Genomic DNA, 26,060 nt, shown 5'->3' on the forward strand with positions numbered 1-26,060 from the left:
AGGAAAGAAACTCCGGCAACGGGCGGGTCCGTACGTCAGCACGCAATAATGCCGAGCTGACCGATCAGCCGACCAACACCCAGGGCTGACAACCGACTGTCGTGAGGTACTCACCTTTTTGGAGCACTACACGTCCCCTCTCACCCGGCGCGAACTCGCCGTGGTCAACAACGTCCTTTTCCTCTGTGCGCACCATCCATGCACAGCGCGCCGCGACCCCGCCGTAGGTCTGCCACGTGCCGGGGACAGGGTTGCAGCGGAAGCAGTCATCGACTCTGTACGTTCCGTCCTCGGCCAGCGAGACGGTCGGCAATGAGTTGACCAATACGAGCAGAGCAAACACAAGGGCCGAAGCAAACCCAACTATAACCTGCACTTTCCAACCGGAGCGCTCCCTTACAGTCACCTTTCATACGGTACGGCAAGTCCGACGCACCCCTCGGCAACAGGTACTTCGCTCACGCCGCAACAGACTGCAAAAGCCGCGACGCTGTGGCCGACGCCAGCACGTTCTGCACCGTTGGACCACCCGCGCCCGCTGGGCTCAGCGGCGGCCCCGGTCATCGCGCGTGTCGATGCGCATTTGCGGGCACGCCCACCGCGACAACGGCTTCCGCTTCGCCACCTCATCGTCCAGGCCGCTTCGTACCGCTCTCGCCTTCACCCGATGTCGCTGCGCGACTGACGGCCAACACGCACAAACCCCCGTTTGCCACACACGGCCCGATACCCCCGCGGACCAGTTCAGCACGTGTGCAACGCCACAGTCACATATAACTGACTGACATGTCAACCACCGTGTAGAGTGATGCCGACCGCGGGTGGTGAGCTGCTCGCGACCGCACGATGGACACACCAGATCAGACAGCTCCACGGCCTCTCCAGCCACGCAGCGGCCCCCGTATAGCTGGAGGATCCGTCATCACCCGAGCCGTTTCCACCAACCGGATCGAGCGGAAAGGATTGCAGCTGATGACGCAGCCCATGGTCAACCGAGGGCCGGCCCCCGACGACACGGTGGAATCTCGCGCCGCGCGGCTGGCTGCTGCTCACGCCGCGAATCAACCTGGCCATCAGGGTGATTCCGCCTGCGGCCGACCCGGCCTCGCTGCACACGGCCGCCGCGACGTGTCGATCCCAAGGCAACCGGTGACCCTGGTCAAGGACGAGCTCAGCTCCGCTGCGCCAGGAACTGCCAAGGCCCGCAGGGCCGAAGTTGCGGTGATGCTCCGGCTCACCGGCGGGCTGGCCATCATCGGCAACACGATTGTCCTGGACGCCGAACTCGATCACTTCCCCACTGCCCAACGCCTACGTAGCAACATCTTTCACCTATGCGGCGCCGCACCGACACTGAACAGGGCGCACACCAGCACAGGCAACACCAATCGCTATCTTCTGCGCGTCATTCACGCCGAGAACCTCGCCCGGCAGACCGGACTGATCGACCACCGCGGCCGACCGGTCAGCGGGATACCTCCGTGGATCGTCGGTGGCGCCCACGAGGAGCTGGAAGCGGCTTGGCGCGGTGCGATTCTCGCCACCGGCCACCTTGCGTCGACCGGACATCGCCGGGGACTCACCCTCTACAGCCCCGGCCCGGAAGCGGCAATAGCACTGGCCGGCGTCGCACGCCGCCTGGGGATCACCGCGCAGCGGCGTGAAGTCCGCGGCCGCGACTGCGTCGTCCTGCGCAACGACGACGCCGTCACCACGCTGCTGGCGCAAATCGGCGCTCCCGAAACAAGTGCCCTATGGGCGAATCGCCACCACCATCAGCACTCTCAGAACGGAATCGGACGAAGCCCCACATTGGAATCGTCGAACACCAGGCGGGCGGCTGAGGCGGCCGCCGAATCCACTGCACGGGTACAGCGAGCGATGCAGATCCTCGGCGACACCGCACCCGCCCATCTCAAAGCCACCGCAGCACTACGCCTGGCCCATCCCGACCTCGCATTGAGTGAACTAGGCCGCCGAGCCGATCCACCCATGACCAAAGATGCTGTCGCAGGCAGAATTCGACGACTATTGAACCTCGCCGATCGGACCGCCAAGAACGCCGGCATTCCCGACACCACCACCGCTACCCCGACGACGGGGTCGGCCCGACCGAAATCCGAGTAGCCGCCGGTGATGCCGGCGACACTCCCCTGCTCGATTGTCAACGTCGGCACCGCTCCTGGGCTGCTTCCTCCTCGTCCACGAGAGCATTGAGCAGGACGAGGTAGGCGTGCCGATTGTCCGCGAGCGCATCCGGTGAAGTCGCATTCTCGGGCTGACGGGCCCGTTCGACGACGCCCACGGCCTGAGCGGCGAGGACAGCGATCCGCTCCAGGTGTATCGCGATATCGGCGTCGTAGTCACCATCCGCTTTGCGACGCAGGAAATCTGAGATTTCATGAAACTGAGACAGCGCCGGACCGCCAGGTTTGACCGCGTCGGCTCGCAACAGGACGTAGCGGTTGTGGTAGACCTCGCCGACGACGGCGGTGACTGCTCGGCAACCTGCGCGGTGCGGGCTCATCCAGACACCGATTTGAATCGCGCTTGTCCACACTCCGACGACGGCAAAGATGGCGATGGCCCAGCGCAGACGGTGCGCTCTGGTCACCGTCGCCGGGTCGGCCTGCGCAACAGCCACAGCCACCTCAGGATCAGACTGCGCCGCCGCACGCAACTGCGCCAACCGCGGCCGCCGCCGACGCGCCCCGAGAGCACTCGCGCCGAGCACAGCAATAACCACCGCGAGCGCCACGAGCACCGGCCCTGAGGCCGGAAGGGTTCGGAACTTGCTCAGCGCCGCGCCTACAAGGATCATCACCACCCCGGCGCCTATCAGGAACCCAGCGACGATCCGTGACCGTCGGGTTGCTTGTCGGGACGATTCCACGATGTCGTACAGGCATAGCGCGGCGGTCAGCACCACCGGATCGGCCGGCGCTGGTCCGCGTCTCCACACCCGGGCAACCTGCCGGCGCTGATCGGCAGTCAACCTACTGAGCACCGCCTCGGTGCTCGCGCCGAACCGACGCGAGGACCATGCGGTCACCGCCGCGACGGCAACGGCGAGAAGCACCGAGACCCCGACTATCGCCAGCCACCACCCCACGCCGTGCGCCCCGAGCGGCACCAGTGTTGCCGCGCCATATCCAACCGACCACAGCAACGCCCACCCTGCGTTGAACAGAATCCGTACCCGCGGCGACGCGACAACCAACCACCAGATCAACGACGACACCTCCGCCGAGCCGATAGTCTCTGTGGACCGTCCGACATAGCTAATCGACTGTTATGTCAAGCAACATGAACGCATCCCGCATCGACGCGCAGAGGTTCACTTCCTGGTCGGCGTTAGACAACGTGATCGGTCGAAGTACGACATAGCTGTCGGCCACCACTGCGAGACCGCAGGCATGGCCGGCGATACGGTGCGCATGGACCACCGCCGCGATACCTGCGGCCGCGAAGAATTCAACTTCGGTGAGATCGACGATCAATGTCGACGGCGCGGTGGCCAGCGCCAGGTCGAGGCGCTCGACCAAGATTTGCGCGGTCAGCATGTCCACCACACCGGCCACCCGGATCACCAGCCCGTTCCCAGCCGTTGCGGTCTCGACCGAGATCCCACGGGGTTGCAGCTGTTCCACGTCGTACGACATCGCGGTCTCCGGTCCTTGGCCACCGCCCGCCTCGGCGTCGAAGAGATTCTGGGTGCCGGGCTCAAAGTCAGCGTTCGTCAGGCGTGTCGTCTGCGACCACTCGGCGCTCGGCGTGCGCAGACCGGGTCTTGTACGCCGTTGTGCGCCATGATGCCGTCGACGAATGAAGGAAAGCCGGTGCTTTGACAGGTCCACCGACAGCCAGAACGCCGGGTGACCGGATTTCACTTCCGCCACCCACCATGGCACACACCCCGGAATTCACCGCGCCCTGATGGAGCGATGCCGTGACCGATCATGGCGCTCAGTCGAGCAGGATTGCGCCAGGAACAAAGAAGATCTGGCAATCGCCGAAACCACTGACGCCCAAACGTCGTGTTGCACACCGCGTGATTGAAGCCCGGATTGTCCGCAATGAGAACAGCGATATCGGATGGGCCAGATACCGGATAGTCCTCCGGCGGATGAGTGAAATGGACTGTGCCCATGCTGTTCTCAACGAGAACACTGACATGCAGTGTGGCGGGCGCCCCGAACAGAAGCTGACGATCCGGGCTGCGTGCGTCGCCGATCGCCAGCACTCCACTTCCCACCGTGAGCGCTCCACGGAACACCAGCGTGCCGAGCCCGCCCGTGTCCGCGCCGACCAGCACTCGCACACGAACCCCCGCGCCGAGGAGCTCCACTTCGTGCACACTCATCGTGCGTACCCACAGCGCATGCACGGGCCCGACCCGATCTTCGACCGGCGTATCGCCGTCCAGATAGACGCTCCCGAGTCCGCGGGCTCCGACATCCTGGATCACCACGACCGACCCATCGGGCGTCACCCGTGCGTCACACAACACCGTATTCATGGTCGCGGCCCCCCTTGACCCCACCACTCACACAACCGCTACCTCCCCGACAGCTGTGCGTAGATCAACCATAATTACCTGATTGACACGTCAACCGCAATAGGAAGGCGCGGGCGCCGGCGTCTCGCGACATGCTCACACGCACCGGTCGGCAAGCACACGGATCGAGCCACCGAGTGAAAAGCAGATGCCGGATCGTAGTTACGAGCAGATGCCGAATTCGGTGAGCCCCGGGCGTAAGCCCCGGACTCAGTCCGGGGTGAGCCCATCTCGTTTGTCGGCGGGCTTAGCTGACATCACACTTAGCCACGCGTTCAGAGCGGCCCGTTTGCCCGTCGATGCATCGCTTGATGATCGACGACGGTGCACCTCCTCAGGAGAGGACGAGATCCATGCGCTGGCCGCGCATCGACCGGAGCTGGGTGCGTTCGTCGACCTGCTCGGCGATCCCCGCCCGGCGACCGAGGCCCTGACCGCGACGGCCTGCAGCCTGCTCGGCGGTCAGGCCGCGCCGCCCACCGCGGCCAGCTTGTCCGGCGACGAGGTGATCTCGTCGATCACGGAGTGGATGAACCGCATCTTCTCCAGCACGGCCGGCGGCAGCACGAACGGGTACAGGTCATCGCGGCCCATCGACCGGTTCACCATGTTCAGCGCCCACGACAGCGGCAGCCACATCTCGATGATGGTGTCGAAACCACTGGGGCCCAACACCCGTCGGTCGAATGTCGCTCCGGCCGGGGCCAATCCGAACGCCGCGGCGGTGTCCAGGGTGTCCCGGATGTGCAGGTAGTGGGCGAACGTCTCGGCCCAGTCCTCGGCCGGATGCATGGTGGCATAGGACGACACGTAATCGCTCTTCCACCCCTTGGGCGCACCCTCGCTGTAATGCCGGTCCAGCGCGGCCTGGTAATCCAGGTCGGGATCGCCGAACAACTCGTTGAACCGTTCCAGATACTCCGGAACCGGGCTGACCAGCCGGTAGAAGTAGTAGTGGCCGATCTCATGGCGGAAGTGACCCAGCAGAGTGCGGTAGGGCTCCTCCATGGACACCCGCAGCTGCTCACGGTGCACATCATCGCCCTCGGCCAGATCCAGGGTGATCACCCCGTCGGCGTGGCCGGTGAACACCTTCTCGAACTCGCTGGAGAGCAGGTCGAAGGCCAATCCGTACTGCGGATCGTCCTCGCGGCCGACCACGGGCAGCTTCAGCTCGGTCAGCTCGGCGATCACCCGGCGCTTGGCGCGCTCGGCGGCGGCGAAGGCGGCCATCGCCACGGTGTCGGAGTCGGCGGGCCTGGTTCTTGTCAAGGCGCATGATGCGCACAGCCCGGAGCCCTCGCCGACCTTCACCAGCCAGTTGCATTCGGCGGCATAGAGGTTGGCGCACAACGCGTAGTTGTGCTCATCGACCGCCCCGGCGTGCTCGCTCTCGTCACCGCTGGCGATGACCAGCAGGGCCATATCATCGAGCGAGAAGCCCAACGACGAACCGCAGGACAGGCATTTCGAGTTCTCGAAAGCCAGTCGCTGTCCACATTTCGGACAATTGAAATCCCGCATGTACGCTCTCCCCTGTTTCGCACGGCCGCTAGCTGGTGCCCGCTGCGGCGAACGCCTAAACCATCAGGGAGTCAGTTCGGCGCCACATCGACTGAGACTTCGATAACGCTACTCTCCGATTCGGTGTAGATGATCCCGCGCAGCGGCGGCACGTCGGCGTAGTCCCTGCCGAAGCCGACCACCACATAGCGCTCGTCGACCAGTTGGTCGTTGGTGGGGTCCAGTCCCAGCCACTGGTTCTGCGGCGTCCACACCGATGCCCAGGCATGGGTGGCGTCGACGCCGATCATGCGTTCCTTGCCCGGGGGCGGGTCGGTGGCCAGGTATCCGGACACGTAGCTGGCGGCCAGGCCATTGGCCCGCAGGCATGCGATGGCCAGGCGGGCGAAGTCCTGGCACACCCCCTCACGAGCGGCCAACACCTCGGCCACCCCGGTCGAGATGGTCGTCGAGCCCGACCGGTAGGTGAAATCGCGGAAGATCCGCGAGTTCAGGTCACGCAGGACCTCGATCAGCGGTCGTTCCGGAACGAAACTGGGTGCCGCGTAGGCGCGGACCTCGTCGGTGATCTCCGGGGGCGCGAGATCCAGAGTGAACTCGCAGGCCAGCGCCCCGTCGGGGCCGACGGGGCGCGATATCTCCCACGGTGCGCGCGCGGCAGGCCCCTCGTAGAGGTCCGGTGCCGGCGGATCCACCTCCACCAGCGAGTGACCGGTGACGGTGAGGGTGCGATGCGGTTCGGTGACGTGGAAGTAGGAGCTGGTGTTGCCGTAGGCGTCCCGGCTGATCGAGCTGTCCGCGGCCTCCGGCTCGATCAGCAGTTCGTGGGACAGCCGCCGCTGGCCCGGCAGCTCGCGGGGCGTGAGGTAACCGCGGCCGTACGAACCGGTGACGACGTCGGAATACCGGTAGGTGGTGCGGTGGGTGATCTCGTAGCGCCGGGTGGCTGCCTGCGTCACGGTAGCTGCCTCCGCTCGTCGGGACCCCACAACGGTTGCATGCCGGTCGGCAGCGAGAGATGCGCGGCGGTGATCAGGCTGGACAGCTCACGCAGGTCGGCGTGCAGGCCGTCGAGCAGATCGGCCAACTCGGCGTGGGTGCCGTCGGCGGCGACCAGCTCCAGGTCGTCCGGATCGACCCGGCGCAGCCGCGCGGTGATCTCGTCGGCCAACCGTTCCGGGCGTGACGAACCCGATGACGACGGCAGCCGCCGCAGCCCATCGTGCAGCCGGTCGAACTGATAGATCAACGAGCGCGGGTTCTCGGCGTCGAAGAGCACCAGATCCGCCACCGCGGCGACGCTGACCTTGCCCAGCATCCGGCGTCGGTAGATGACCGATGACTCACACGCCACCAGCATCGACTCGGTGACGGTCTGAGCGGCCCCGGGGGCCCGCACCGCCGTCATGGTCGCGCGCAGCAACGCGGTCAGCCCCAGACTGCGCTCGATGCGCTTGCCGATGTCCATCACCGTCCAGCCGACATCCTGGACCATCGACTCGGCCGCCATCCCGGACAGGGCGAGCATGCCCGCCAGTGTCTGGGTGTGGGCGGTCAGCAGGTAGGCATCGCCGGCGGCCTGCGACTCCGGCTGGCGGGCCCGGGATCCGACGGCGCGCTCCACCGCGGCCAGCACCATCCAGGTGTCGTTGGACATCTGGTCACGCACGCCGCGGGCCGCCAGCCCAAGCCGTTCGACCGATTGGGCCAGCGATCCCGGGCGGCGACGGTCGGCGGTCAGCGACCACAGTGTGCTCGGTGCGACCGCAATGGCCTCGTGATCGTCGCCACCGGAGCCGGTGTCGGTGCCGGTGATCACCCCGATGGCGGCCAACAGGACCGGCACACACTGACTTTCGGCCATATCCTGCCGGTATCGGTACTCGTGGTAGCGCTCGCGGGTGACGGTCAGCAGCCGCGCCATGTTCTCGGCGCGTTCGGCGTAGCGGCCCAGCCAGAAGAAGTCCGACAGCACGCGCGGCGAGCTGACCGCCCTGGTGGGGCTCGGCGTCATGACCGGCAGGTCCACCGAGGGCGTCGGGACCGCCTTGGCGCGGTCCGGTGTGCGGACCCAGACATCCTTGGCTGCAACAGTATCCAGGGTGTATGCGGCGTTCCCGGGCGCGGGCAGGAAACCCAGCCCGCCCATCATCGGGGCGTAGCCGCCGCGTTGGGCCACCGTGAACAGTCGCATGCCGACATCGGCCGCGGACACCCCACCGGGCAGGAAATCGGTGGGTGCCGAAGAGAATTCCGGCAGTTCCTGGCCGACCCACTGCCACGGGTTCGCGCCGATGCGGGCGGCGAGCTGTTCGCGGGCCGACACCGACAACGCCGGACCGACGATGGTCTTGCCCCCGGTGACCGGTTTGATCAGCAGCCTCGACAATTGGGTCAGCAGATGCGAGCGCTCGACATCGATGCCGCCCCAGTACATCTGCGGTGACGCCAGCTGCGGGGTCTCGCCGGTCAGAAGTTCGGCCAGCTCGGGCAGGAAGCGCATCAGCCCGGGGCTCTCCAGGATGCCGCTGCCGAGCGTGTTGACGACGGTCGCCGCGCCGCGGCGCAGCACCTCGACCAGCCCGACCACCCCGAGCCGGGAGTCGGCACGCAGGTCCAGCGGATCCACATAGTCGGCGTCGACTCGGCGCAGCACCACGTCGACGCGTTTGAGGGTGCCCAGCGAACGCATCCACAGTTTTCCGTCGCGCACCACCAGGTCGGCACTCTCCACCAACGGGAAGCCGAGAACACTCGCCAGATAGGCCTGGTCGAAAGCCGTCTCGGAATGCGCGCCCGGACTGAGCACGACGACCACGGGTTCCTCGGCGGCCTCGGGCGCCGCGTCGATGAGCGCCAGCCGCAGTGCCTGCGCCCACGGGGAGGCCGGCCGCGGGGCGATGCGCTCATACAAGTCCGGGGCGGCATGGGCGATGACACGACGACCCGCGAGCGCATAGCCCGCACCGGAGGGCGCCTGGGTCCAGTCGGCATTGGCCCGGAAACTGCCGTCGGCGGCGCGACTGACATCACAGCCGTGCAGGAACAGCTGATGCCTGCCAGGTACCTCGATGCCGTGGGCGGCACGCACGTACGCGGGGTGAGCGAAGAGCAGTTGCGGGGGCAGCACCCCGCTGGTGAGGGAGACGCGCGCGCTGTAGAGGTCGGTGAGCACCGCATCGAGCAGGCGCGACCGTTGCACCAGGCCGGCTTCCAGGACATCCCAATCGGCGGTGGAGATCAGCAGCGGCAGCGCGTCCAGGTGCCACGGCTCGGCCACGCCACCGTCCGGGGCGGTGTCCGCGGCGCTCTTGTCGACGTGCACGTAGGTGATGCCGTCGTCGTCGACGAGGTTGCGCACGGTCACCCGCAGTCGGTCCAGCCCGTCGCGGCCCCGCTCGGCCACGCATTCGGCCAGCTCCTGCCAGGCGGGCCGGATCGCACCTGCGGCGTCGACGAACTCGTCGAAGCCGTTGCCGACGGTGCCCCGGACGTCGAACAACGCCTGTTGGGCGCGGCGGCTCCGGTAACCGGCGAGCACGTCCTCGGCGCGTGCCGTCATCTCTGTTTGTACAACCATCACCGCAGCACGGTACGCACCCGGCGGAGGTCCAGAATCCCTGGCGCGCCCATATCGGTCGATTGGCGCGCCTGCTTCTCCCGCAGAGCGGCCAGATCGACCCGGCCCGGTGTGAATCCGGTCGCTTCGAACCGGCGGCCACGGCGTGACTCGGCCTCCACCGCGTTGACCGGCGGGCGCTCATAGGAACGGCCGCCCGGGTGCGCGATGTGATAGGTGCAGCCTCCCCGGGACACACCCGACGCGGCATCGACGAGTTCGAAGCGCAGCGGTCCGTCGACGGTGATGGTCGGGTGCAGGGCGCTGGGCGGCTGCCAGGCGCGGTAGCGCACACCGCCGACCTGGATATCGGCCTTGTCGGTGGCCAGCAGCGGCACCGGATGGCCGTTGACGGTGACGATGTAGCGATTGCGGTCCGCGCCCACCAGCCGCACCTGTACGCGCTCCACCGACGAGTCGACGTAGCGGGCGGTGCCGCCTGCGGTGGACTCCTCACCGAGGACATTCCATGGTTCGATGGCGCCGCGCAGTTCGATCTCCACCCCGTCGAACACCGCGGTACCGATGCGCGGGAAACGGAACTCGGTGAACGGGTCCAACCAGCTGGTGTCGAAGTCGATACCGTGTTCACGCAGGTCGGCGGCGACATCGGCGATATCGTGAATCAGGAAGTGCGGCAACAGGTATCTGCCGTGCAAGTTCGCCCCGTGCCGGATCAGCGGCGCGCGCAGCGGCTCGTCCCAGAACCGCGCGACCAACGCCCGCACCAGCAACGACTGCACCATCGCCATCTGATAGTGCGGGGGCATCTCGAACCCGCGCAGCTCCAGCAGCCCCAACCGCCCACGCGGGCTGTCCGGGCTGTAGAGCTTGTCGATGCAGAACTCGGCGCGGTGGGTGTTACCGGTGATATCGGTCAGCAGGTGTCGTAGCGCGCGGTCGGTTACCCAGGCTTGCGCGGCACCCTCTTGGGTCAGCCGGTCGATCTCGGCGAACGCGATCTCCAGTTCGTAGAGCGCCTCGCTGCGTCCCTCGTCGACACGCGGTGCCTGGGAGGTGGTACCGATGAATCGCCCCGCGAAAAGATAGGACAGCGCCGGGTGCCGCTGCCAGTAGGTCAGCAGAGAGACCAGCAGATCGGGTCTGCGTAGCAGCGGCGAATCCGCGGGCGTGACCCCGCCGAGGGTGATGTGGTTACCGCCGCCGGTACCGCCGTGGCTGCCGTCGACATCGAAGGATTCGGTGGACAACCGCGCCAGCCGCGCCTCGTTGTAGAGCGTCTCCAGCTGCGCCCGCTGCTCGGCGAAACTGCGTGTGGGCGCGACGTTGATCTCGATGACGCCGGGATCGGGGGTCACCGACATCGACGTCAGCCGTCCGTCGTCGGGCGGTCCGTAACCCTCGATCACCACCGGGGTCTCGATGGCCGCGGCGGCCGCCTCGACCCGGGCGACCAGGTCGACGAAATGCTCGAGGGCATCGGTGGGCGGCAGGAACACATACAGCAGGCCGTTGCGGATCTCGGCGACCAGCGCCGTCGGCGGCGCGGTCTCGGCATCCTCGACCGGCGCCTGGGCCTGGCGGGCCGGCCCGCGGGGCAGTCCGCCGCGGGGGCTCAGCGGATCGGTGGCGAAGGTCGGCTGAGGGGGCCGCCAGCTGATCGAGTTCAGCGGCAACCGCAGACCGGCGGGCGAATCACCTTCCAGCAACACGATCCGACCGCGCCGCAGTGTCCAATCCGCACTCGCCCAACCGGAATCGTCGGCCCTGCGGTGCAGCGGCAGGACGTGGGCGGCCGGTTCGACGACCGGCTTGTCGAGCCTGGCCATCAGCGCGGCGCGGCGGGTCGGGTCGTCGACGGCCAGGTCGTCGGCGTCCTCGACCGGGTCACCGGCGGGTTGGCGGACGGCGCCGGCGAGTCGGCTCAGCGGGTCCTCATATGCGGGCCGCACCTGTCGGGCGGGCAGGGTCAATCCGTCGGCGACGGCGGCCAACAACTGGGCATCGGCACCCTCGGGCGCGGGATCGGGTTTGGGGTCGGCCCACGGATCGGCCAGCAGGTCCGGGTCGTTCCACAGGGGTTCCCCGTCGGCGCGCCACATCAGTCCGATCTGCCAGCGCGGCAACGGCTCTCCCGGATACCACTTACCCTGACTGCGCTGCACCAGCCCGTTGGGCGCCCATACCCGGCGCAACCGTTCGGCGAGCACCGATGCGCGTTCGCGCTTGTGCGGCCCGTCGGCGGCGGTGGTCCACTCCGGGTCGGTCTGGTTGTCCACCGAGACAAAGGTCGGCTCACCGCCGACGGTGAGCCGGACATCACCGGCCGCCAGCCGCGCGTCGACCTGTTCGCCAAGGGCATTGATGGCCGCCCAGGACTGCTCGGTGTAGGGCAGGGTGACGCGAGGGTCCTCGTGGATCCGGGTCACCACATTGCTGAAGTCCAGGGTTGCCTCGGCCGGTCCGATGGCCCCGGTGATGGGCGCGGCCGATTCCGGGTGCGGGGTGGCCGACAGCGGGATGTGGCCCTCCCCGGCAAACAGCGCCGAGGTGGGGTCCAATCCGATCCACCCTGCCCCGGGGATGTACACCTCGGTCCAGGCATGCAGATCGGTGAAATCGGCCGCGGGTCCCGACGGGCCGTCGAGCGCCTCGACATCGGAGGCCAGCTGCACCAGGTATCCCGAGACGAACCGGGCCGCCAGCCCGAGTTGGCGCAGGACGGACACCAGCAGCCAGGCTGAGTCGCGGCACGAGCCGATTCCGGTGCGCAGCGTGTGATCCGGGGTCTGCACACCGGGTTCCATGCGCACGCTGTAGCCGACGTCGGCGCGCACGGCCGCGTTCAGGTTGACCAGGAAGTCGATGGTGCGGGTGCCCTCGTCGATGGAGAGGTTCTTCACCCATTTGCGGACGAGTTCGCCGGGGCCGGAACCCTCTTCGGACTCGTCGACCGGGCGCAGGTAGGGCTCGAGGTCGGCCAGCAGCTCTTTGGGGTAGCGGAACGGGAAGTGCTCGGCCCACTCCTCGATGAAGAAGTCGAACGGGTTGATGACCTTCAGGTCGGCGATCAGCCCGACGGTGATGGTCAGGCTGCGCGCACGATCGGGGAACACCAGGCGGGCCAGGAAGTTGCCGAAAGCATCCTGCTGCCAGTTGATGAAATGGTCGGCCGGTTCGACCTGCAGGGAGTAGGCCTCGATGGGGGTGCGGGAGTGCGGTGCCGGACGGAGACGGACGACGTGCGGGTGGATGTCCACCAAGCGGTCGAACGTGTAGCTGGTCCGATGTTCCAGCGCCACTTTGATACCCATCACCGAATCCCACCACAACGCGCGTCGGCGCGCAGCGCGGCCTACTCCATGGTCGCCACGAGATCGAAATCGTAGAAGGCTTCCTTGACCGCCTGCATCAGTGCCTCCTTGGTGTTGGGCGCGCCCGGCTCCCATGAGGTGACCGAGATACACACCGCGCCGCCGACGGTTCCGGCGGCCAACAGCAACCGACCACCCATCCGATCCAGATCGGCTGCGGTGATGCCCGGCTCCGGCGAATGCGCGACGAACATGTCCGCAGGCGTTCCGTCCGGCCGATTCACCTCGTCGGGAAGCGCGCCGCTGTTGGAGGATCCGATCGGCTTACCCACCTTGAGGACCAGCTTCTCCAGCCGGCGCAGCAGGAATTTGGGCGTGTAGGGCGCCAGCGGCAACGGAGCGAGCAGTTGTTCGCGGGTTGCCGCCAACTCGACAAGGGCGGCCTTGATGCCGCCGCGGATCGGGCGCAGGTCGCCGTGGGCGAGTTGCGGGTCGGCCATGACGGTGATGGTGTTGAGCGCGTTGCCCCGGGTGTCACCCTCGATGCGTTCGCTGACCGGTAGTGACAACATGACCCGGCCGCAATCATCGACACGGCCAATGGCCGCCCCGACGCGCGCGGCGATCCCGGCCAGCAGCACATTGCTACTTCCGCCGAGCGCTTTGGCGCGGGCATCCCATTCGTCGGCATCCACCCGCACCGAGACCGTCGGCAGACTGACCAGCCGCTCACCGTGCCTGCGGGTCGACGCGACAGGAACCGCCTTGGCCGACTCGGACAGCTCACCGGATTGCGCGCGGGCCAACCGCGCCGCGCCGAGCACGGCGGCGGGCACCTCTCGGACCGACCGTGCGGTGACCGACAGATCCCGCCGCAGCGCCTGCCGGCGACTCAGACATCGCGGCGCGGGATAGTCGAGGTCGCGACCGGTGCCGTTGACGGCATGGGTGATCGATTCGATGAGGGCGGCGGCGTCGGCGACGGTATGGGACACCACCAGCGTGACCACCGATCCGCCCTCGGCCAGCGGTTGGACGGCCAGATGCCACGGCGGGCCGTACTCGGGGTCGACCGGGACGTTGCCGCGCTCTTCGACGAAATCCCACACCTCGTCACGGCGGCGTTCGGTGGCGGCGATCTCGATATCGGCAGACGGCCCGCAGGGCACCCAGTGGTGGCGGCCCAACGGAATGGACGCGCGTTCCAGGCGGCGGCCCAGCAACGTGCGGGCGAGATTGCGCTGAAAGCGCCGAAGCCCGTCCATGTCGACGCCGCGTTCGTAGATCCAGACGTACTGGATGACCGGCCCTCGCCCCAGCGCCCGAAGCGCCAGGTAAGAACCCTGATCCATATACGCCAGCGTGTTGTCAGCCGGAAGGCTCATATGCGCCGGGGCCCTTTCGTGCCGCGTGTCCGGTTCCGTGCGGGCCCCCCTGCACATGTGGACGGCAAAATTTTAACGTTCGAGATAATTTTTCGGGGGCCTTTCCCGATCCCGCGATCCGGCGGCTGTCGTGCAGATCACCCTCATCGACGGGTCGGTTTCACCTCGGGGACGCGTTGCCATCAGGGTAACGAAGTCAATACCCAGCCTGTCAGGAGAGACCATGAGTGGCTACTCGGATCGCGATGCGGTCATCGTCGGCGCGGTGCGCACCCCCATCGGCAAGGGCAAGCCCGGCGGAGCGCTGCACGGCGTACTGCCCGCCGACCTGCTGGCGCACAGTCTTCGCGAGCTCATCACCCGCACCGGTGTCGACCCGGCGCTGGTCGACGATGTCATCGCCGGTGCCGTCACCCAGGTCGGCGACCAGGCCGTCAACATCGCGCGCAACGCCCTGCTCGGTGCGGGCTTCCCGGAGACGGTGCCCGGCACCACGGTCGACCGCCAGTGTGGCAGCAGTCAGCAGGCCATCAGCTTCGCCGCCCAGGGCGTACTGGCCGGCGCCTACGACATCGTGATCGCCGCCGGCGTGGAGTCCATGTCGCGGGTACCGATGGGTTCCTCGGTGCTACCCGGCAGCGATCCGTTCGGCCGCGGCATGGCCGAACGCTACTCCGAAGGGCTTGTCCCCCAAGGCATCAGCGCCGAGTTGATCGCCGCGAGATGGCAACTGTCACGCACCCAACTCGACGAGTTCTCCGCCGCCAGCCACGAGAAGGCCGCCCGCGCCACCAAGGACGGGCTGTTCGACGACGAGCTGGCGCCGATCGCCGGCCTGAACACCGACGAGATCATCCGCCCTGGCACCACCGTGCAGACCCTCGCCGGTCTGCGGCCGGCATTCTTCTCCGAGGCCTACGCGGCGCGCTTCGGCCAGATCGGCTGGAACATCACCCCGGGCAACTCCTCACCGTTGTCCGACGGCAGCGCCGCGGTGATGATCACCAGCGGAGCGACCGCGCGTCGGCTGGGTCTGACCCCGCTGGCCCGGGTGCACACCACCACCGTTGTCGGCTCCGATCCGATCTACATGCTGACCGGCGTCATCCCGGCCACCGAGAAGGTCCTGCGCAAAGCGGGACTGCGGCTGTCGGACATCGACCTGTTCGAGGTCAACGAGGCCTTTGCGCCGGTCGTGCTGAGTTGGGCTTCGGACGTCGGATCAGGCACCGGCGTCGACCTTCTGTCCAAGGTGAACGTCCACGGCGGTGCCATCGCGATCGGACACCCGCTCGGCGCCAGCGGTGCCCGCATCACGACGACCCTGGTCCATGCCCTCCGCCAGCGCGGCGCACGCTACGGACTGCAGACGATGTGTGAGGGCGGTGGGATGGCCAACGCCACCATCTTCGAGCGGCTGTGACGGCAGGCCTGGTACTAGGCCCTGACGAGTTCGAACAGCGGGATCGCCCGCGACGTCTTGGCCTGGTACTCGGCGAACACCGGTGCTTTCTCGACGATCTTCGGATACGTCGCGTCCCGCTCGTCGGCGGGTAGTTCACGCGCGGTGACATCGTAGGCGTCGGTGCCGATCTCGATACGCGCGCTTGGGTTGGCCCGCAGGTTGTGCACCCACGCGGGGTCCTTCGGCGCGCCGGCGTACGAACCGACGACCAACGCCTTTCCGTCGATCTCCAGATAGGCCAACGGCGAGAGGCGCGGTTGGCCGGACTTGGCGCCGACGGTGTGCAGCAGCACCAGCGTGCTGCCCTCGAACGGGCCGCCCACCTTGCCCGCGTTGGCGCGGAACTCCTCGACGATCTGGCGGTTGAAATCGCTCAACGCCGCGGCGTCGGACACCATCCGGTCCTTGTCGATGTCGTCTGTCATTTCGAGTCCAGCTTCTCCGGCTTGGCGTCTATTCCCGCTTCCCGGCGCTGCAGCTCGGTGATCGGCGCCGGCGCGTCGGTCAGCGGGTCCACACCGCCACCGGACTTGGGGAACGCGATCACGTCGCGGATCGAGTCGGTGCCGGCCAGCAGGGCGACGATGCGGTCCCAGCCGAAGGCGATACCGCCGTGCGGCGGGGCCCCGAAGGTGAATGCGTCCAGCAGGAATCCGAATTTTGCCTCGGCTTCATCCTTGGCGATACCCATCATCGCGAACACCCGCTCCTGCACATCGCGACGGTGGATACGGATGGACCCGCCGCCGATCTCGTTGCCGTTGCAGACGATGTCGTAGGCGTTGGCCAGCGCGGAACCGGGATCGGAATCGAAGGTGTCCACCGAACCCGGCTGCGGGGAGGTGAACGCGTGGTGGACGGCCGTCCACGCGCCGGAACCGACAGCCACGTCACCGGAGGCGGTGGCGTCGTCGGCGGGCTCGAACAGCGGCCAGTCGACCACCCAGGTGAACGCCCACGCCGTGGGGTCGATCAGATCGAGGCGCTTGGCGATCTCGATGCGTGTCGCACCCAGCAGCGCGCGGGCGCCCTTCGCGGTGCCCGCGGCGAAGAACACGCAGTCACCGGGCTTGGCGCCGACATGGGCCGCCAGCCCGTCGCGTTCGGCATCGGAGAGGTTCTTGGCGACCGGGCCGGTGAGCGTGCCGTCCTCGCCGATCAGCACATAGGCCAGACCCTTGTGCCCGCGCTGCTTGGCGAACTCCTGCCAGCCGTCCAGGGTGCGCCGCGGCTGCGAGGCGCCGCCGTCCATCACCACGGCGCCGACATAGGGAGCCTGGAACACCCGGAAGCTGGTGTCGGCGAAGTAGTCGGTGCACTCGACCAGCTCGACACCGAAGCGCAGATCGGGCTTGTCGGAACCGAACCGGCGCATGGCCTCGGCGTAGGTGATCCGCGGTAGCGGCGTCGGCAGGTCGTAGCCGATCGTCGACCACACCGCGCGCAGCACTTGCTCGGAGATCGCGATGACATCATCGGCCTCGACGAAGCTGAGCTCCATGTCCAGCTGGGTGAACTCCGGCTGGCGGTCGGCGCGGAAATCCTCGTCGCGATAGCACCGCGCGATCTGGTAGTAGCGCTCCATGCCCGCGACCATCAGCAGCTGTTTGAACAGCTGCGGACTCTGCGGCAGGGCATAAAAGCTGCCGGGTTGCAGCCGCGCCGGCACCAGGAAATCGCGCGCCCCCTCCGGGGTGGAGCGGGTCAGCGTGGGCGTCTCGATCTCGACGAAGTCGTGCTCGGCAAGCACCCCACGGGCGGCGGCATTGACCTTGGAGCGCAGCCGGATTGCGTTACCGGGGCCCTCGCGGCGCAGATCGAGGTAGCGGTACTTGAGCCGGGCCTCTTCGCCGGCGGTCTCGTCCAGCTGGAACGGCAGCGGCGCGCTCTCCCCCAGCACCGTCAACTCGGTGGCGTTCACCTCGATATCCCCGGTCGGGATCTCGGCGTTGGCGTTGCCCTCGGGGCGCACCTCCACCACGCCGGTGACCGAGACGCAGTACTCGGCACGCAACCGGTGGGCCTGTTCGAGCACCGTGGCGTCCCGGAACACCACCTGGGATACCCCCGACGCGTCGCGCAGGTCGATGAAGATGACGCCGCCGTGGTCACGCCGCCGGGCAACCCAGCCCGCCAAGGTCACGGTCTGACCGGCATCGGTGGACCGCAACGAACCGGCGGGGTGACTGCGCAGCACGAAAAACTCCTGATGTCTGGGTGTGGATGACGACTGCTCAGTCTAGAGACGCCTCCCGCACCGGGTCGACGCCGTCCCGGTTAAGGTCGGCTGGTGGCGATGTATCCGTGCGAGCGTGTCGACCTGGACTTCATCTCCGATGCGCCGTTCCGGTTCGTCAGTACCGTGGATCTGGCCATCTCCCCGGAGCAGTTGTTCGAGGTGCTCTCCGACGCCGGATCCTGGCCGCAGTGGGCCTCGGTCATCACCAAGGTCGAATGGACCAGCCCCCAGCCCTATGCCATCGGCACCACCCGCACCGTCACCATGCGCGGCGGAATCGTCGGCGACGAGGAGTTCCTGGCCTGGGAGCCGCACAGCCACATGGCGTTTCGCTTCAACCAGGCCTCGACCAGAAGCATCGCCGCGTTCGCCGAGGACTATTGGATCGTGCCGACCGACCAGGGTTGCCATCTGACCTGGGTGATGGCGATGAAGCCCAACGGAACCGCCGCTCGGCTCGGGATGGCCGCCGGCCGGCCGGTGATGGCAAGGATGTTCCAGCGCTTCCTGCACAACCTGCGGCGCTACACCGACGCCCGGTACTAGAAGACGCCCTCCCAGGCCTCCCGGCGCAGCGCGTCGGGATCGCTGACGGTGACATCGCGGGTGGATCGGATCACCCGGGTCTGCCGCGTCCGGGTGTCGAAGCGTGGCCACTCGCTGAGCCCGTCGGTGGCGAAATCGAGCCACGTGCGCTGCATGCGCCTGCCCACCGAGGGCTGCACCCGCCGCCCCAACGGATGCAACTTGCGGCCCAGATACGAGCTGTAGCTGTGCTGGATGTGCACGATCTCACTGCCGTGGGTGGCGCCGAGCCCCAACGCCTTGAGCGTCCAGGTGGTGTGGTCGAACCGGTACATATGCGTCGGCGCATCGGCGCTGTAGGCGTCGACGAAGGCCCAGGTGGGCGCGCCGAACATCGCATCGGAACCGAAATCGACCAGCGCCCGGCGACGCGGGAAGTCCGGATAGGCGGCCAGCACCCGATCGCGGGCGTCCGGCGCCCAGCGGGCGAAGAACCCGTCGACCCCGGCCGCCGTCGTGGGCAGCATCGGCGGCTTACCCCAGGCGAACATCGAGGCCTCGTGGCTGTTGGTGCCGATGATCAGCGGGACGGGGGCGACCGCGCCGCGGCGGGCCGCCTCGATCGGGTGGTGCGGTAACAGGTCGACCCCGTGGGTCAGCCCATAGGCCAGCGTCGGGGTGTGCGCGACGCTGGCCAGCTGCAGTGTGCCCGCGGCGCGGCGCAGCCGGCGCTGCGGCAACGCCTTGACCTCGTCTGCCTCGACGCCGAGTTCGGCGAGGAAGGCGTGCGATTGCCGGGCCCGCGCCTCGCGGTCGGCGATCAGCGGCAACGCCGGGCTCTGCGCGATGGCCCTGTCGAACAATCCCGCGGCGGCCGGGCTGGCCAGCAGCGCCAGCACCGAGGTGGCACCGGCCGATTCACCGAACACCGTCACCTGGGTCGGGTCCCCACCGAAGGACCCGATGTTCTCCCGGATCCACTGCAGCGCGGCGATCTGGTCACGCAGACACAGGTTGTCGTCGAATCCCGGTCCGAGGTCACCGAGTTCGAAACCGCCGAAGACGCCCAGCCGATAGGTGACGTTGACGACGACCACGTTGCCGTTGGCGGCCAGCCTCGAGCCGTTGTACAGCTGCAATTGGCCCGCGCCGTAGACGAACGCGCCGCCCGGGATCCACACCATGACCGGTAGCGACGCCGACACGTCGGGTGACCAGACGGTGACCGTCAGGCAGGCCTCGTCGCGGATCTTCGGGTCGTCGCGGCCGCCACCGACGAAGGAACGGCCCTGCGGCGGCAACGGACCGTGGTTGATGGCGTCACGCACACCGTCCCAGGGGCGCAGCGGCTGGGGACCGAGGAACCGCCGGTCGCCCACCGGTTGCTCGGCGTAGGCGACTCCGCGCCACACTCCGACACCACCCTCGGTGGTACCGCGCAGCAGGCCTTGGACGGTCGGCACGATCGTCGACAGTTCGGCGACAGAGGGCACGGGTGAATCGTAGTGTGCAAAGCTGAGCCCGATCTGAACAGGAGACGGCGCCGACACGTCAGATGGGTGGGGACGATGACCTTCAACGAGGGCATGCAGATCGACACGAGCACCTCCTCCAGCAGCGGCGGCGGAGGTGGCCGACGGATCGCCGTCGGTGGCGGCGTGGGTGGGCTGTTGCTCGTGGTGGTGGCGCTGTTCCTGGGCGTGGATCCCAGCAGTGTGCTGCCCCAGGACCAGGGGGCCGGGATGGACACCCAGGGGGTCTCCGCCCCCGGCTTCGATCTCACCCAGTGCCGGACCGGCGCCGATGCCAACGAGAAGGTGCAGTGTCGGGTGGTGGCGACCGGCAACTCCGTGGATGCGGTCTGGACCCAGTTGCTTCCCGAGTACCGCCGCCCGCAGGTTCGGTTGTTCACCGGGTCGGTGAACACCGGCTGCGGTGGCGCGACCAGCGAGGTCGGTCCGTTCTACTGCCCCGCCGACGAGACCGCGTATTTCGACACCGATTTCTTCGATGTACTGCGCGACCAGTTCGGTTCCAGCGGTGGGCCGTTCGCGCAGGAGTACGTGGTGGCCCACGAGTTCGGCCACCACGTGCAGAACCTGCTGGGGGTGTTGGGGCGCGCCCAGCAGGATCCGACCGGCCCGACCGGCGGCGGGGTGCGCACCGAACTGCAGGCCGACTGCTACGCCGGGGTGTGGGCGCACTACGCGGCGACGACCAAACAGGAGGGCACCGATGTGACCTTCCTACAACCGTTGAGCGACAAGGATATTGCCGACGCGTTGTCGGCGGCTTCGGCCGTCGGCGATGACCGGATCCAGGAGGCGGCCACCGGCAGGGTGAGCCCGGAGTCCTGGACGCACGGCTCCTCCGAACAGCGTCAGAAATGGTTCACCACCGGTTACCAGACCGGTGCGCCCGACAAGTGCGACACCTTCGCCCCGGGCGCCCTGCGTTGAGCGATATCCAACCCGACACCAAGGACTGGACCTGGGTGCTGCAACGGCCCTGTCCGGACTGCGGATTCGATCCGGTGACGGTGCATCCGACCGCCGTCGCCGGACACATCCGCCGCGATGCGGCGGATTGGGAGCTCCGGCTCGCCCGGCCCGGGGTGCGGAGCCGCCCAGCGCCGGGTGTCTGGTCGAATCTCGAATACGGTTGCCATATCCGCGATGTGCACCGCATCTTCGATCACCGCGTGCAGTTGATGCTGGGCCAGACCGATCCGCAGTTCCCGAACTGGGACCAGGACGCCACGGCGATCGCCGACGACTACGGCGGCCAGGATCCGACGACGGTCGCCGGCGAGCTGCGTGCAGCGGCCGACGCCGTGGCCCAGCGGTATGACTCGGTGCCCGAGGAGGGCTGGGATCGGCGCGGGTTACGAAGCAACGGAAGCGAATTCACTGTCGCCACCATTGCCGTGTACCACCTGCACGATATCGTCCATCACGCGTGGGACGTCTCGACCGGAGCCCACGAGCCGGGCGCGTGAGCAGGCCCGTCTGAGCAGCCACCTCAGAGCGCACTGACCGCGGCGCCGACGAGACCGACGCTCGTCGCCACGAAGGACACCAGGCTGACGGCCTTGAACACCGTTGTGCTCGTGACCTTCTCGTTGAAAGCCATCGGCAGGAACAGCGTCGGGTTCAGTAGGGTCCCCAGCACCACGAGGGTGGCGATCCATGCCGCCAACTGCGGCACTGCCAGCCCGACCGCGATCAGGATGACACCCATCATGATGTAGTCCAGATGCGCTTGCATGATGCGCCGCGGGCTGACGATACCCACCCTCTTCATCATCTCGGGCGCCAGCAGGTTACCCGCGACGGCCCAGCCGAGCAGCGCCCCGAAGGCCAGCTCGAACAGTCCGATCTGCACAAGTACGCTCATCGATTCACCGCATTCCTCTCATACCAACGGCGCCCGTGCAGACGCTGGTAGTGCCACACCGCAGCCGGCAGGACACCCCGCCGGTGCAGCCAGAACCGTTGCGGCGCAACGTCGACCGGATCGACCCGACCGAGCGTGATATCGGCCAGCACAACACCTTCGCCGTCGGCGCGGGACCGCTGAGCGACCACGGTTCCGGTGGCGTCGGTGATCAACGCATTGCCCTCGAAGTGCCCGCGGTACCGTACCGGCAGCCACGGCATCGGGCACTCGAGTTCGCCGACGTGTGCGGCATGCACCACGGGGGCGCCGATATAGCGCGCGAAATCGGTTGCCGCCCGCCGCGCGGTCGCGGCATTGGCCTTCTCGAGGCGGTCGAACAGGTGCTGCGGCGGCCAGGGCGGGATCGACCACCATCCCGAACCCGTCATGGCGAGATCCACCCTGCCGCGCATCCGTCGGACCGTCCGGGTGCGCATCAGCTCCCAGCAGACGGCGGCACCGACGGAAAGCTTGCCGCAGGTGAGCACGCCATCGTCGTCACCGCCGGTGTAGATGGCGTTCTCCCACATGGTGGGCAGGTCCTTGTCATGTCGCCCGACGATGCCGGTGAGGTCGGCGAGCAGATACGCATTGCGGATATGACCGTCGGTGTCCCGACACAGGAACGAACCACCGACCATCGCGCCATGCCTGCGCGCCACGTCGCAGAGCAGTTGAGTCGCGAGGCCGTCCACCGGCAGCGCCGCGTCGACCAGTTCACGAAGGAAGCCGATTCCGGTGGTGAAGAACTCGGGCAGCGCGATGATCTTCGCCCCGGCGTCACCCGCTTCATCGGCAAGCCGTTGGCAGGCAACGAGATTGGCCGCCACATCACCGAGCTTCGCGTCCAATTGCACCGCCGCTGCCAGCACCATGTTTTGAACGGTACTACAAAATTGAACGCTACTACAAGAAAACTATTCGGTACGAAGACCGCGGATCACGATGTCCCTGCCAACCGCGAGCACACGCTCCAGTTCGGCATCGTCGAGGGCGAGCCGGTCCGGTCGCCAGCGCGAGCCCAGCACCCCATTCCACGCCGACCAGAGGAACACCGAGGTCCGCGCGGGATCGGGACAGCTGAGCTGACCGGCGGCATCGGCACGACGCAGGGCATCGGCGACATCGCCGACGAGCGCTTCCACCTTGTCGGCGATGCGCTGTTCGACTTCGCCGGCCAGCTCCCCCGGCGGCATGTCGACCGTCCGCAGGGCGACCATGCGGAAGTGGCCGGGGTTCTCCAGATTGAACCGGCAGTAGGCGTCGCTCGCGGCGATCAACTGTTCCACCGGCGTGCGATCGTCGGTGTACGCCTGCGCCATCACCTGTTCGTTGATCTCCAGGGCGCGCTCCACCAACGCCAGATACAGGCTGTCCTTATTGCCGAAGTGGTGATAGATCGAACCGACCGCCACCGCGGCTTCCTCGGCGATGGCATCCATGGTGACCGCATGGAAACCGCGCTCGGCGAACAGCCGTTGGGCGGCCTCCAGGATCGTCGCCGTGGTCGCGAGGGTACGTCGGTCGGGCCGCCGGGCGGGTCGGGTCACGGCTCAAGGCTACGGCGACCACCCGATCGCCAAAAACAATTTGTACCTCCTGCGCCGGTCCGGTCACGATGGCCTCATGCTTGATGTCGACCGGTTCATCGCCGACGGTTTCGTCAAGATCGAGTCGGCTTTCGATCGCGATCTCGGCGTGCGCTGCCAGCAGCAGCTGTGGCAGACCATCGGATTGAACCCAGCGGACCCGAGCACCTGGACCGAATCACTGGTGCGGGTGGCCGGCATGGCCACGCCGGAGTTCACCGCCGCCGCCAACACCGACGCCTTACACGCCGCCTACAACGCCTTGGTCGGGCCCGGACGATGGCGGCCCCGACTGGGCCTGGGCACCTTCCCGCTGCGCTTTCCCAGCACCGAACCGGCCCGCGACGCGGGCTGGCATGTCGAAGCATCCTTCTACGCCGAGGACGGCATGCGGCTGAGCCTGCGCTCCCGCGGTCGCGCCTTGTTGATGCTGTTCCTGTTCTCCGATGTCGGCCCAGATGACGCACCGACGAAGATCCGGGTCGGCTCCCACCTCGCGGTGCCGCCGGTGCTGGCCCGCCATGGCGCTGACGGTGCTCCCTGGATGTCCGTCTGCGAGCACGTCGTCCCGGCGACCGCGGACTGTTCCGTCGTAAAGGCCACCGGTCGCATCGGCGATGTGTACCTGTGCCATCCGTTCCTCGTACATACCGGCACCGCCCACCGCGGCAGCGTGCCGCGGTTCATGGCTCAACCGCCGCTGGAGCCCACCGGCGAGCTCGACCTGGAAGCCGACGAGCCGAGCCCGGTCGCTCGCGCTGTGCTGCAGGGACTGCGTTAAAAGGGCGGCGGGTCGCCGTCGAGGGCGATGTCGAGGGCGATGCCGAGTGCGTTGCGGACGCGCTCGGCGTTGATCCGGTGTTCGCGGTCCTTCTTTCGGGTCCGTCGCCGGGTGGGCAGGGTGGGCTGGCGGCCCGCGTGGCCGATGAGGTTGATGCGCCTGGGCCTCGGGATATCGGTATCACACGCGTTGTGCGGGAACAGAACTGGACCCAGTGGTCGGGTGGTGTAGGCATGGCCGGTGGGCGCCGTCCAGGTTGTCGAGCCGTCAGTATGGGCGGTGGGGATCCAGCCGATTTTCAGCGTCTTGATGAGGTGATGTTCGCGACAGTAGGGCCGCAGGTTGCCCGGATGGGTGGCACCGGCGGGCCAGGGGGTGACGTGGTCGAGGTCGGCCTTGTGGGCGGGGCGCCCACAGCCGGGAAAGGCGCACGTCATCGAAGTCATCCGGACGAAGGCGCCGAGTTGGTCCGAGGGCCGGTATCGGTTTTCGGCACCGAGATCTGCTGGACTGCTGATGGTTCGGACGGTGGCGCCCGTGTTGATAAGGTCGGTGAGCAGGTGCGCCGGGATGACATCGCCGTCGATGGTGATGCCGGCCCCGGCGCCGGGCGGGGTGTACTGCGCGGCAGGTGCGTCAGTGGGCGAGCGTTGCGCAGCCGCGGCCGGCTTCTCAGCTGACCAGTCCTCATCGGATCCGTCGCCCGGTCCGCGATCGGGTCCGACCGATCCCGGCTCAGGCCCGCCATCCGGCCCGGGCACCGTCGCGGGCTCGGCACCCTCTCCCGCGTCGGGGTTCTGGCCGGTGAGCACGTAGATGGTGACTGCACCCGACCGCGGATCTTTCCCCGACCCGGCGCACGCAGGGTCCCCGCACATGCACGTCAGCCGGGAGGCGCCGGCCATGGCGGCGGCGACGGCATCGGCGCGGCGCTCCCGTTTGGTGCGGGGATCGTTGTCGCAGACACCGTCTGCGAACTCGTCGGCGCGGGCATCGGTGATCTTGGCGTCGGTGGCGCGCATGCGCCCCCAGAACGACACCACACCGTCTGGATCATCCTTGCCACCGAACTCGAGATAACGATCCCTTGCCGCGGCATTGGACCGGATCACCGCCAGCGGATCGGACTCATGCACCCAGTGGTCGACGGCGTGGATCAGCGCTGCCTCCGAGAGCACTCCGTAGCCGTGGGCGTTCTCCGCGATCTTGGCATCGATCGAGGCCAGCGCCTCGGGGTCGGTCACCAGGTGGGTGCGCCAGGTGATCGCGGCGATCACTTTCGCCGAGACCGCCCCGGCGCCGAAGACGGCCGCGGTTTGCGGGAGCCGTTCACGCAGCGCCACACCGATACGCATCTGGGTGTTGGCGGCGTGCGGCCCGAGGTTGCAGGCCGCGCTGATCTGGGCCTTGGCCTGCGCCCAGCCGTCGATCAACGCCAAAGCAGAGAACTCGTCCTCGTCATCGCACCAGCGCGATGTGACCTCGGCGATGAAGGCCAGCCGACGAGCTGCGGCGGCGGCCTCCTCGCGGGTGGCGGCCGCGACTGCGTCGATGAGCGCCTCATCGCTCATCTTGCACAGTTCCGACAGCTCGAACATTGTGTGCTACTCCTCAGGTTTTCGTGGGGAGCTTGATGTGGAGCCCGCCGAGGCACAGGTAGAT

21 protein-coding genes are annotated in these 26,060 nt (G+C 67.6%); 6 read left to right on the forward strand and 15 right to left on the reverse strand.

Translation table 11 applies throughout. The features are described from left to right. Positions 1–972: 972 nt before the first annotated feature. Complete coding sequence (whiA, locus tag G154_RS02625) at positions 973–2,127, forward strand: DNA-binding protein WhiA (protein WP_234713181.1); 1,155 nt, start codon at positions 973–975, stop codon at positions 2,125–2,127. A gap of 37 nt (positions 2,128–2,164) precedes the next feature. On the opposite strand, the gene G154_RS02630 is transcribed toward whiA, so the two are convergent. From G154_RS02630 to G154_RS02665, 8 genes are all read right to left on the reverse strand, one after another. Beyond that, the gene (locus tag G154_RS02630) at positions 2,165–3,232 is read right to left on the reverse strand and encodes a hypothetical protein (RefSeq protein WP_155944839.1); all 1,068 of its coding nucleotides are present in this window, start codon (positions 3,230–3,232) and stop codon (positions 2,165–2,167) included. 49 nt (positions 3,233–3,281) lie between these two features. After that, positions 3,282–3,899 carry an STAS domain-containing protein gene (locus G154_RS26280; protein ID WP_131701365.1) on the reverse strand — a complete coding sequence of 206 codons (618 nt, stop codon included), beginning with the start codon at positions 3,897–3,899 and terminating at the stop codon, positions 3,282–3,284. After that, positions 3,887–4,519, reverse strand: coding sequence for a hypothetical protein (locus tag G154_RS26285; protein ID WP_131701364.1), 633 nt, complete (start codon positions 4,517–4,519; stop codon positions 3,887–3,889). Before G154_RS26285 ends, G154_RS26280 begins: the two co-directional genes overlap by 13 nt. Before the next feature lie 501 nt (positions 4,520–5,020). Continuing rightward, entirely contained in the window at positions 5,021–6,082 is a 1,062-nt protein-coding gene (locus G154_RS02645; protein WP_023985690.1) for a putative zinc-binding metallopeptidase, read from the reverse strand. A gap of 71 nt (positions 6,083–6,153) precedes the next feature. Continuing rightward, positions 6,154–7,071, reverse strand: coding sequence for a transglutaminase family protein (locus tag G154_RS02650; RefSeq protein WP_162269042.1), 918 nt, complete (start codon positions 7,069–7,071; stop codon positions 6,154–6,156). Next, entirely contained in the window at positions 7,038–9,662 is a 2,625-nt protein-coding gene (locus G154_RS02655) for a circularly permuted type 2 ATP-grasp protein (protein WP_023985689.1), read from the reverse strand. The genes G154_RS02650 and G154_RS02655 overlap by 34 nt, the downstream gene beginning before the upstream one ends. Further along, positions 9,662–12,976 (reverse strand): DUF2126 domain-containing protein, encoded by a 3,315-nt coding sequence (locus G154_RS02660; RefSeq protein WP_019513507.1) that lies wholly within the window; start codon positions 12,974–12,976, stop codon positions 9,662–9,664. The genes G154_RS02655 and G154_RS02660 overlap by 1 nt, the downstream gene beginning before the upstream one ends. Before the next feature lie 41 nt (positions 12,977–13,017). Next, positions 13,018–14,328 (reverse strand): hypothetical protein, encoded by a 1,311-nt coding sequence (locus G154_RS02665; protein WP_234713180.1) that lies wholly within the window; start codon positions 14,326–14,328, stop codon positions 13,018–13,020. A 256-nt stretch (positions 14,329–14,584) separates the two neighbouring features. On the opposite strand from G154_RS02665, the gene G154_RS02670 reads away from it, so the two are divergent. Then, the gene (locus G154_RS02670; protein ID WP_019513509.1) at positions 14,585–15,784 is read left to right on the forward strand and encodes a thiolase family protein; all 1,200 of its coding nucleotides are present in this window, start codon (positions 14,585–14,587) and stop codon (positions 15,782–15,784) included. 14 nt (positions 15,785–15,798) lie between these two features. Here the strand turns inward: G154_RS02670 and G154_RS02675 are convergent, their stop codons facing one another. Both G154_RS02675 and aspS read right to left on the reverse strand, forming a co-directional pair. Next, a complete protein-coding gene (locus tag G154_RS02675; protein ID WP_019513510.1) occupies positions 15,799–16,251 on the reverse strand; it encodes a nitroreductase family deazaflavin-dependent oxidoreductase in 453 nt (150 codons plus the stop codon). Then, the gene (gene aspS / locus G154_RS02680) at positions 16,248–18,023 is read right to left on the reverse strand and encodes an aspartate--tRNA ligase (RefSeq protein WP_019513511.1); all 1,776 of its coding nucleotides are present in this window, start codon (positions 18,021–18,023) and stop codon (positions 16,248–16,250) included. Before aspS ends, G154_RS02675 begins: the two co-directional genes overlap by 4 nt. A 93-nt stretch (positions 18,024–18,116) precedes the next feature. Between aspS and G154_RS02685 the strand changes: the two genes are divergently transcribed. After that, positions 18,117–18,611, forward strand: a complete 495-nt coding sequence (locus tag G154_RS02685; protein ID WP_023985687.1) for an SRPBCC family protein — start codon at positions 18,117–18,119, stop codon at positions 18,609–18,611. Here G154_RS02685 and G154_RS02690 read toward each other — a convergent pair. After that, positions 18,608–20,083 (reverse strand): carboxylesterase/lipase family protein, encoded by a 1,476-nt coding sequence (locus G154_RS02690; RefSeq protein ID WP_019513513.1) that lies wholly within the window; start codon positions 20,081–20,083, stop codon positions 18,608–18,610. The genes G154_RS02685 and G154_RS02690 overlap by 4 nt on opposite strands. A gap of 75 nt (positions 20,084–20,158) precedes the next feature. Here G154_RS02690 and G154_RS02695 point away from each other — a divergent pair, with 75 nt between their 5' ends. After that, a complete protein-coding gene (locus G154_RS02695; protein ID WP_019513514.1) occupies positions 20,159–21,049 on the forward strand; it encodes a neutral zinc metallopeptidase in 891 nt (296 codons plus the stop codon). Beyond that, positions 21,046–21,588, forward strand: coding sequence for a DinB family protein (locus tag G154_RS02700; protein ID WP_019513515.1), 543 nt, complete (start codon positions 21,046–21,048; stop codon positions 21,586–21,588). The genes G154_RS02695 and G154_RS02700 overlap by 4 nt, the downstream gene beginning before the upstream one ends. A 23-nt stretch (positions 21,589–21,611) precedes the next feature. On the opposite strand, the gene G154_RS02705 is transcribed toward G154_RS02700, so the two are convergent. The 3 genes from G154_RS02705 to G154_RS02715 are packed head-to-tail and all read right to left on the reverse strand — an operon-like array spanning position 21,612 to position 23,578. Beyond that, complete coding sequence (locus G154_RS02705; protein ID WP_023985685.1) at positions 21,612–21,986, reverse strand: hypothetical protein; 375 nt, start codon at positions 21,984–21,986, stop codon at positions 21,612–21,614. Beyond that, positions 21,983–22,903, reverse strand: a complete 921-nt coding sequence (locus G154_RS02710; protein WP_019513517.1) for a carbon-nitrogen hydrolase family protein — start codon at positions 22,901–22,903, stop codon at positions 21,983–21,985. Before G154_RS02710 ends, G154_RS02705 begins: the two co-directional genes overlap by 4 nt. A gap of 42 nt (positions 22,904–22,945) precedes the next feature. Further along, positions 22,946–23,578, reverse strand: a complete 633-nt coding sequence (locus G154_RS02715) for a TetR/AcrR family transcriptional regulator (RefSeq protein WP_019513518.1) — start codon at positions 23,576–23,578, stop codon at positions 22,946–22,948. 76 nt (positions 23,579–23,654) lie between these two features. Here G154_RS02715 and G154_RS02720 point away from each other — a divergent pair, with 76 nt between their 5' ends. Beyond that, positions 23,655–24,398 carry a phytanoyl-CoA dioxygenase family protein gene (locus G154_RS02720; RefSeq protein ID WP_019513519.1) on the forward strand — a complete coding sequence of 248 codons (744 nt, stop codon included), beginning with the start codon at positions 23,655–23,657 and terminating at the stop codon, positions 24,396–24,398. Here G154_RS02720 and G154_RS02725 read toward each other — a convergent pair. Then, a complete protein-coding gene (locus tag G154_RS02725) occupies positions 24,395–25,996 on the reverse strand; it encodes an HNH endonuclease signature motif containing protein (RefSeq protein ID WP_019513520.1) in 1,602 nt (533 codons plus the stop codon). The genes G154_RS02720 and G154_RS02725 overlap by 4 nt on opposite strands. Positions 25,997–26,060: the final 64 nt, after the last annotated feature.

Source organism: Mycobacterium sp. VKM Ac-1816D (assembly GCF_000416385.1).
GTDB lineage: Bacteria > Actinomycetota > Actinomycetes > Mycobacteriales > Mycobacteriaceae > Mycobacterium > Mycobacterium neoaurum_A.

Excerpts from the sequence above, each read along its gene's own strand:
- G154_RS02670 (WP_019513509.1), top strand. The coding sequence starts at position 14,585 with ATGAGTGGCTACTCGGATCGCGATGCGGTCATCGTCGGCGCGGTGCGC.
- G154_RS02665 (WP_234713180.1), bottom strand. The coding sequence starts at position 14,328 with ATGGATCAGGGTTCTTACCTGGCGCTTCGGGCGCTGGGGCGAGGGCCG.
- G154_RS02655 (WP_023985689.1), bottom strand. The coding sequence starts at position 9,662 with ATGGTTGTACAAACAGAGATGACGGCACGCGCCGAGGACGTGCTCGCC.
- G154_RS02705 (WP_023985685.1), bottom strand. The coding sequence starts at position 21,986 with ATGAGCGTACTTGTGCAGATCGGACTGTTCGAGCTGGCCTTCGGGGCG.
- G154_RS02720 (WP_019513519.1), top strand. The coding sequence starts at position 23,655 with ATGCTTGATGTCGACCGGTTCATCGCCGACGGTTTCGTCAAGATCGAG.
- G154_RS26285 (WP_131701364.1), bottom strand. The coding sequence starts at position 4,519 with ATGAATACGGTGTTGTGTGACGCACGGGTGACGCCCGATGGGTCGGTC.
- G154_RS02675 (WP_019513510.1), bottom strand. The coding sequence starts at position 16,251 with ATGACAGACGACATCGACAAGGACCGGATGGTGTCCGACGCCGCGGCG.
- G154_RS02660 (WP_019513507.1), bottom strand. The coding sequence starts at position 12,976 with ATGGGTATCAAAGTGGCGCTGGAACATCGGACCAGCTACACGTTCGAC.
- G154_RS02710 (WP_019513517.1), bottom strand. The coding sequence starts at position 22,903 with ATGGTGCTGGCAGCGGCGGTGCAATTGGACGCGAAGCTCGGTGATGTG.
- whiA (WP_234713181.1), top strand. The coding sequence starts at position 973 with ATGACGCAGCCCATGGTCAACCGAGGGCCGGCCCCCGACGACACGGTG.
- G154_RS02695 (WP_019513514.1), top strand. The coding sequence starts at position 20,159 with ATGACCTTCAACGAGGGCATGCAGATCGACACGAGCACCTCCTCCAGC.
- G154_RS02725 (WP_019513520.1), bottom strand. The coding sequence starts at position 25,996 with ATGTTCGAGCTGTCGGAACTGTGCAAGATGAGCGATGAGGCGCTCATC.
- G154_RS02645 (WP_023985690.1), bottom strand. The coding sequence starts at position 6,082 with ATGCGGGATTTCAATTGTCCGAAATGTGGACAGCGACTGGCTTTCGAG.